The sequence below is a fragment of the Hydrogenophaga sp. 70-12 genome (genome assembly GCF_001897365.1).
Taxonomy (GTDB): Bacteria; Pseudomonadota; Gammaproteobacteria; order Burkholderiales; family Burkholderiaceae_C; genus Hydrogenophaga; species Hydrogenophaga borbori.
Genome location: NZ_MKSS01000391.1, coordinates 1 through 5,618, shown reverse-complemented (window position 1 = coordinate 5,618; position 5,618 = coordinate 1). Strand labels below are relative to the sequence as shown.

General features: G+C 72.4%; 6 protein-coding genes. 5 read left to right on the top strand and 1 reads right to left on the bottom strand.

Annotated features, from left to right (window positions below; genetic code table 11):
- Positions 1 to 423: tripartite tricarboxylate transporter substrate-binding protein (locus BGO22_RS20080; protein WP_286852277.1), on the top strand; the 423-nt coding region annotated here is incomplete at its 5' end.
- Between the two features lie 118 nt (positions 424 to 541).
- Positions 542 to 1,450, top strand: coding sequence for a phosphoribosylaminoimidazolesuccinocarboxamide synthase (locus tag BGO22_RS20075; protein WP_286852276.1), 909 nt, complete (start codon positions 542 to 544; stop codon positions 1,448 to 1,450).
- A 70-nt stretch (positions 1,451 to 1,520) separates the two neighbouring features.
- Here the strand turns inward: BGO22_RS20075 and trxA are convergent, their stop codons facing one another.
- On the bottom strand, positions 1,521 to 2,429 hold the full coding sequence (gene trxA, locus BGO22_RS20070; protein WP_286852275.1) for a thioredoxin: 909 nt from the start codon (positions 2,427 to 2,429) through the stop codon (positions 1,521 to 1,523).
- A 77-nt stretch (positions 2,430 to 2,506) separates the two neighbouring features.
- Here trxA and purE point away from each other — a divergent pair, with 77 nt between their 5' ends.
- Genes purE through BGO22_RS20055 form a run of 3 tightly spaced genes read left to right on the top strand, consistent with a single transcriptional unit; the run spans position 2,507 to position 5,245 of the window.
- Positions 2,507 to 3,001 (top strand): 5-(carboxyamino)imidazole ribonucleotide mutase, encoded by a 495-nt coding sequence (gene purE, locus BGO22_RS20065; protein ID WP_286852274.1) that lies wholly within the window; start codon positions 2,507 to 2,509, stop codon positions 2,999 to 3,001.
- Complete coding sequence (locus BGO22_RS20060; protein ID WP_286852273.1) at positions 2,998 to 4,236, top strand: 5-(carboxyamino)imidazole ribonucleotide synthase; 1,239 nt, start codon at positions 2,998 to 3,000, stop codon at positions 4,234 to 4,236. The genes purE and BGO22_RS20060 overlap by 4 nt, the downstream gene beginning before the upstream one ends.
- A 13-nt stretch (positions 4,237 to 4,249) precedes the next feature.
- Entirely contained in the window at positions 4,250 to 5,245 is a 996-nt protein-coding gene (locus tag BGO22_RS20055) for an L-threonylcarbamoyladenylate synthase (protein ID WP_286852278.1), read from the top strand.
- The last annotated feature ends 373 nt before the right edge of the window (positions 5,246 to 5,618 follow it).

Below are 5,618 nucleotides of genomic sequence, written 5' to 3'. Positions count from 1 at the left end.
GTGCCCTTCAAGGGCAACGCCGACCTGCAGGCCGCCCTGCTCGGCGGCCACGTGATGGCCCAGAGCGACGCCAGCGGCTGGGACAAGTACGTCGACGCCGGCCAGATGCGCCTGCTTGTCACCTTCGGCGAGCAGCGCACCCAGCGCTGGCCCGAGGTGCCCACCGCGCAGGAGCTGGGCTACGGCGTGGTGTCCACCTCGCCCTACGGCCTGGCCGGCCCCAAGGGCATGGACCCGGCCGTGGTCAAGGCCTTGCACGACGCCTTCAAGAAGGCCATGGACGAGCCAAAGCACATGGAGGTGCTGGCCCAGCTCAACCAGGCCGTGTGGTACCGCAGCGGCGAGGACTACAAGAAGTGGGCCGGCGAGACCTTCGCCAAGGACAAGGCCCTGATCGAGCGCCTCGGACTGGCCGCCAAGTGAGGGCCCGGGTGGGGCATTGCCCCGGCGGTCGCGCCAACTTGCGATAATCCGGCCGAACTGCGCAAGGCCCGTTGAGCGTTCAACGGGCCTTTTTCTTGCCTTCGACTCCTACCGCGCCATGACCTCCGCCCTGCACACCTCCAACCTCACGTCGCTGCCGCTGCTCGCGCGCGGCAAGGTGCGCGACAACTACGCCGTTGGCGACGACCGCATCCTCATGGTGGCGTCCGACCGCATCAGCGCCTTCGACGTGATCATGGGCGAACCCATTCCCGGCAAGGGGGAACTGCTCACCCGGCTGTCGCTGTTCTGGTTCGACCGCCTGGGCCCCAAGGGCCTCAACATCTGCCCGACCCACCTCACGGGCGAAGACCCCGAAAGCGTGGTCACGCCGGCCGAACGGGCGCAGGTGGTGGGCCGTTCCATGCTGGTGCAGCGCCTCAAGCCCATTCCGGTGGAAGCGGTGGTGCGCGGCTACCTGGCCGGCAGCGGCTGGAAGGAGTACCAGGAGAGCCGCTCGGTCTGCGGCGTGCCGCTGCCCGAGGGCCTGCGCAACGCCTCCCAGCTGCCCGAGCCCATCTACACGCCGGCCGCCAAGGCCGCCATGGGCGAGCACGACGAGAACATCACCTACGAGCGCACGGTGGAGATGGTGGGCGCCGAGGTCGCGGCGCAGATCCGCGACATCGCCATCCGGCTCTACCGGGCGGCCGCCGCCATCGCGCTCGAAAAGGGCATCATCATCGCGGACACCAAGTTCGAGTTCGGCCTGGACGCCGCCGGCCGCGTGGTGCTGATGGACGAGGTGCTGACGCCCGACAGCTCGCGCTACTGGCCGGCCGAGAGCTACGCCGTGGGCAGCAACCCGCCCAGCTACGACAAGCAGTACCTGCGCGACTGGCTCGAAGGCGCCAAGGTCAACGGCAAGCCCTGGGACAAGACCGCGCCCGCGCCGCGCCTGCCGCGCGAGGTGATCGAGAAAACCGCCGAGAAGTACCGCGAGGCGCTCACGCGCCTCGTCGGCTGAGGCTTCGCCGCCGGCCTGGCCGCGGCCTGTGAGGCGCGGCCCGCGCCGCGGCGCCGCGTGAGCGCCCGCTTCAGCTCAGCACGACGGACGACAGGCGCCGCCGGTAGCTCGCCACCGTCGGGTCCTCCGGCGGCACCTGGCCCTCGGCCACCTTGGGTTTGGGCGGCTCGATGACGTCGAGCACCGCGATGTAGGTCTTGCGCGCGAGCTCGTCGTTCCAGGACTTGTCGCGCATCAGGATCTCCAGCAGCTCGTCCATCGCGGCCGTCCACTGGCCGTAGGCCATCAGCAGCTGCGCGCGGGCGAAGCGCGCGTCGAAGTCGCGCTTGTTGGCGGCGATGGCGGTGTCCAGCGCGGCCATGCGGGCCTCGGGCTCGGCCACCTCGGCCTGCGCGTCGCGCGCGTCCATCCAGCGCTTGAGCGAGTCGAGCCGGCGCACACCCGCGGCCTTGGCGATGACGGGCGCGAAGGCCACCTTGGCCTCGTCGTCCTCGCCCAGCTCCAGCAGCAGCTTCACCAGGTCGAAGCGCGCGTCGTCGTTCTCCGGGTCGGCCTGCACGGCCTGGCGCAGGCGCTCCAGCGCGGTCTCGGTGTCGCCGTCGGCCAGCGCCTCCTGCGCGGCGGCTTCCTCGGCCTCGGCCACGAGCTCGCCCTCGCCGGGCACGTGCTTGTCGAGGAAGGCGCGCACCTGGCCTTCGGGCAGCGCGCCCATGAAACCGTCGACCGGCTGGCCGTTCATGAGCAGCACGCAGGTGGGGATGCTGCGGATGCCGAAGGCCGCGGCGAGCTGCTGCTCCTGGTCGGAATCGACCTTCACCAGCTTGAAGCGGCCGCCGTATTCGGTTTCGAGCTTTTCCAGGATGGGGCCGATGACCTTGCAGGGCCCGCACCACGGGGCCCAGAAGTCCACCAGCACGGGGGTCTGCATCGAGGCCTCGATGACCTCGGCTTCGAAGTTGGCGATGGTGACGTCGATCATGGCTGCGCTCGGGTAATTGGGGGCAAAACGTAAAATCGCGACTTTACCGGAGGCCCCGCGGGCCGAAAGCCGACTCCATGAACCCCATCCCCGTGGGCGTGGTCATGGGTTCCAGCAGCGACTGGGACACCATGCAGCACGCCGTGCAGATCCTCCAGCAGTTCGGTGTCGCGCACGAGGCGCGGGTGGTCTCGGCCCACCGCATGCCCGACGACATGTTCGCCTACGCCGAGGCCGCCGCGGCGCGCGGCCTCAGGGCCATCATCGCGGGCGCGGGCGGCGCCGCCCACCTGCCCGGCATGCTGGCCGCCAAGACCGTGGTGCCCGTGCTGGGCGTGCCCGTGGCGAGCAAGCACCTCAGTGGGGTCGATTCGCTGCACAGCATCGTGCAGATGCCCAAGGGCGTGCCCGTGGCCACCTTCGCCATCGGCCCCGCCGGCGCGGCCAACGCGGCCCTGTTCGCGGTGGCCATGCTGGCCGGCGAAGACCCGGCCCTGCGACAGAAACTGCAGGCCTTCCGCGCCGAACAGACCGAGGCCGCGCGGGCCATGACCCTGCCTCCCCACGCATGACCGCAACGCCCCCCCTGCTTCCCGGCGCCACCGACGCCTCGGGCCGCCCCACCACGCTGGGCGTGATGGGCGGCGGCCAGCTCGGCCGCATGTTCGTGCAGGCCGCGCAGGCCATGGGCTTCAGCACCGCCGTGCTCGACCCCGACGCCGACAGCCCGGCCGGCCTCATCAGCCACCACCACATCCGCAGCGCCTACGACGACCCGAAGGGCCTGGCACAGCTGGCCCAGTGCAGCGACGCCATCACCACCGAGTTCGAGAACGTGCCGGCGCCCGCGCTGGCGTCGCTGGCGGCGCTGCGGCCGGTGGCGCCCGGCGCGGCCAGCGTGGCCATCGCCCAGGACCGGGCGGCCGAGAAGGCGCATTTCGAGCGCTGCGCGGCCGACAACGACGGCGTGCGGCCCGCGCCCCACGCCAGCATCGACACGCCCGAACAGCTCGCCGCCGTGGCGGACGGGCTGCTGCCCGGCATCCTGAAGACCGCGCGCCTGGGCTACGACGGCAAGGGCCAGGCCCGCGTGAAGGACCGCGCCGAACTCGCCGCCGCCTGGGACCGCCTGGGCCGCGTGCCCTGCGTGCTGGAGCGGCTCATGCCGCTGCGCGCCGAATGCTCGGTCATCGTGGCGCGTGGCGCCGACGACCAGTGCGTCAGCTTCCCGGTGCAGAAGAACACCCACCGCGACGGCATCCTCGCCGTCACCGAGGTCTACGAGGGCGCGATCGACCCCGCCCTGGCGCGGCGCGCTCAGGCCGCCACCATGGCCATCGCGCGCCAGCTCGGCTACGTGGGTGTGCTTTGCGTGGAGTACTTCCTGGTCGACGACGGCCGCGGCGGCCTGGACCTGGTGGTCAACGAAATGGCACCGCGCCCGCACAACAGCGGCCACTACACGCAGAACGCCTGCGACGTCTCGCAGTTCGAGGCGCAGGTGCGCGCGGTCGCCGGCCTGCCGCTGCGCGCGCCGGTGCAGCACAGCCCGGCCATCATGCTCAACCTGCTGGGCGACCTGTGGTTCGCCCCGAACGCGCGGCACGCGCAGGCCAGCGACACGCCCGTCACGCCCCCCTGGGACGAGGTGCTGGCCCTGCCCGGCACGCACCTGCACCTGTACGGCAAGGCCAGCGCCCGCCCGGGCCGCAAGATGGGCCACCTCAACATCACCGGCCCCACGGTGGCCGCGGTGCGCGGCACCGCCGCGAAAGCGCTGGCCCTGCTGGGCCTGCCGCCGCTCTAGGCCCGCCATGCCGCTGCTGCTCGACGCGTCGCGCCCCGAGGCCATCGAACAGGGCGCGCGGCGCCTGGCCGACGGCGGCCTGGTGGGCCTGCCCACCGAGACCGTCTACGGCCTGGCCGCCGACGCCGACAACGCCAGCGCGGTGCGGCGCATCTTCGAGGCCAAGGGCCGCCCGGCCGACCACCCGCTGATCGTGCACGTCGCGGCCGATGCACCACGCGCCGCCATCGACCACTACGCGCGCGAGGTGCCGGCCTTCGCCGAGCGCCTGATCGCCGCGCTCTGGCCCGGCCCGCTCACGCTGATCCTGCCGCGCCGCGCCGAGGTGGCCGCCGTGGCCGCCGGCGGGCAGGACTCGGTCGGCCTGCGCTGCCCCTCGCACCCCGTGGCCCAGGCCGTGCTGCGCGCCGCCGCCGCGCATGGCGTGCACGGCGTGGCCGCGCCCAGCGCCAACCGCTTCGGCCGCGTCAGCCCCACCAGCGCCGCGCACGTGATGGAGGAGTTCGCCGCGCTGGCCGATGACGCGCTGCTGGTGCTCGACGGCGGCGCCTGCCCCGTGGGCATCGAATCGACCATCGTGGACTGCACGCGCGGCCACCCGGTGCTGCTGCGTCCGGGCGTGCTCACGCCGGCGCGGCTGGAGGCCATCGCCGGCCAGCCGCTGCGCGCGCGCGACGGGGCCGCGCCGCGCGCCTCGGGCACGCTGGAATCGCACTACGCGCCGCGCGCCAAGGTGCGGCTGATGGACGCCAGGCAGCTGCGCGCGGCCTTCCAGGTGCTGGGCGAGGACGCCCGGCACATCGCCCTGTACGCGCGCAGCCCGATCGAGGCCGCGCGCGGCGCGCCGCGCCGGCGCATGCCCGACGACGCCGAAGCCGCCGCGCGCGAGCTGTTCGCCGTGCTGCGCGAACTCGACGCCACCGGCGTGCGCCTGATCTGGGTGGAAACGCCACCCGACGGCCCCGAGTGGGACGGCGTGCGCGACCGCTTGAGCCGCGCGGCGGCCTGATATCGAACGACCGGCGTTCGATCTGTCGCTTGTCAAAAGGTCTGGGTATGGCAGGGCTTCGTGCCTCTGCTTCTTCTTGGGCCGACGGCGTGGCCAGCCAAGACAAGCAACGGACCGCCCCCCGCTCGGTGATGGGTTGGCATCTGCCCCAATTCAGGGGGATCGGAATGCCTGGTGGTGCACTTGGGTGCAGGTGGGACGGGTGGTGGCGAGAAGCCAACCGTCAGCGCAAGATCTTGGAGGGGAAAAACGCCCAGTCAGTCCGCCAGCCGGGCGGTCCACTCCACCAGCGCCTCCAGCGCCGGGCGCGCCGCCGGCGCGTTGGGGTGGTTCACAAAGGCCACCACCACGTAGCGCACGCCATTGGCCGCGT

What these genes read in the sequence shown, in the direction of transcription:
- purE (WP_286852274.1), top strand. Translation starts at nt 2,507, where the DNA reads ATGAACCCCATCCCCGTGGGCGTGGTCATGGGTTCCAGCAGCGACTGG.
- BGO22_RS20075 (WP_286852276.1), top strand. Translation starts at nt 542, where the DNA reads ATGACCTCCGCCCTGCACACCTCCAACCTCACGTCGCTGCCGCTGCTC.
- trxA (WP_286852275.1), bottom strand. Translation starts at nt 2,429, where the DNA reads ATGATCGACGTCACCATCGCCAACTTCGAAGCCGAGGTCATCGAGGCC.
- BGO22_RS20060 (WP_286852273.1), top strand. Translation starts at nt 2,998, where the DNA reads ATGACCGCAACGCCCCCCCTGCTTCCCGGCGCCACCGACGCCTCGGGC.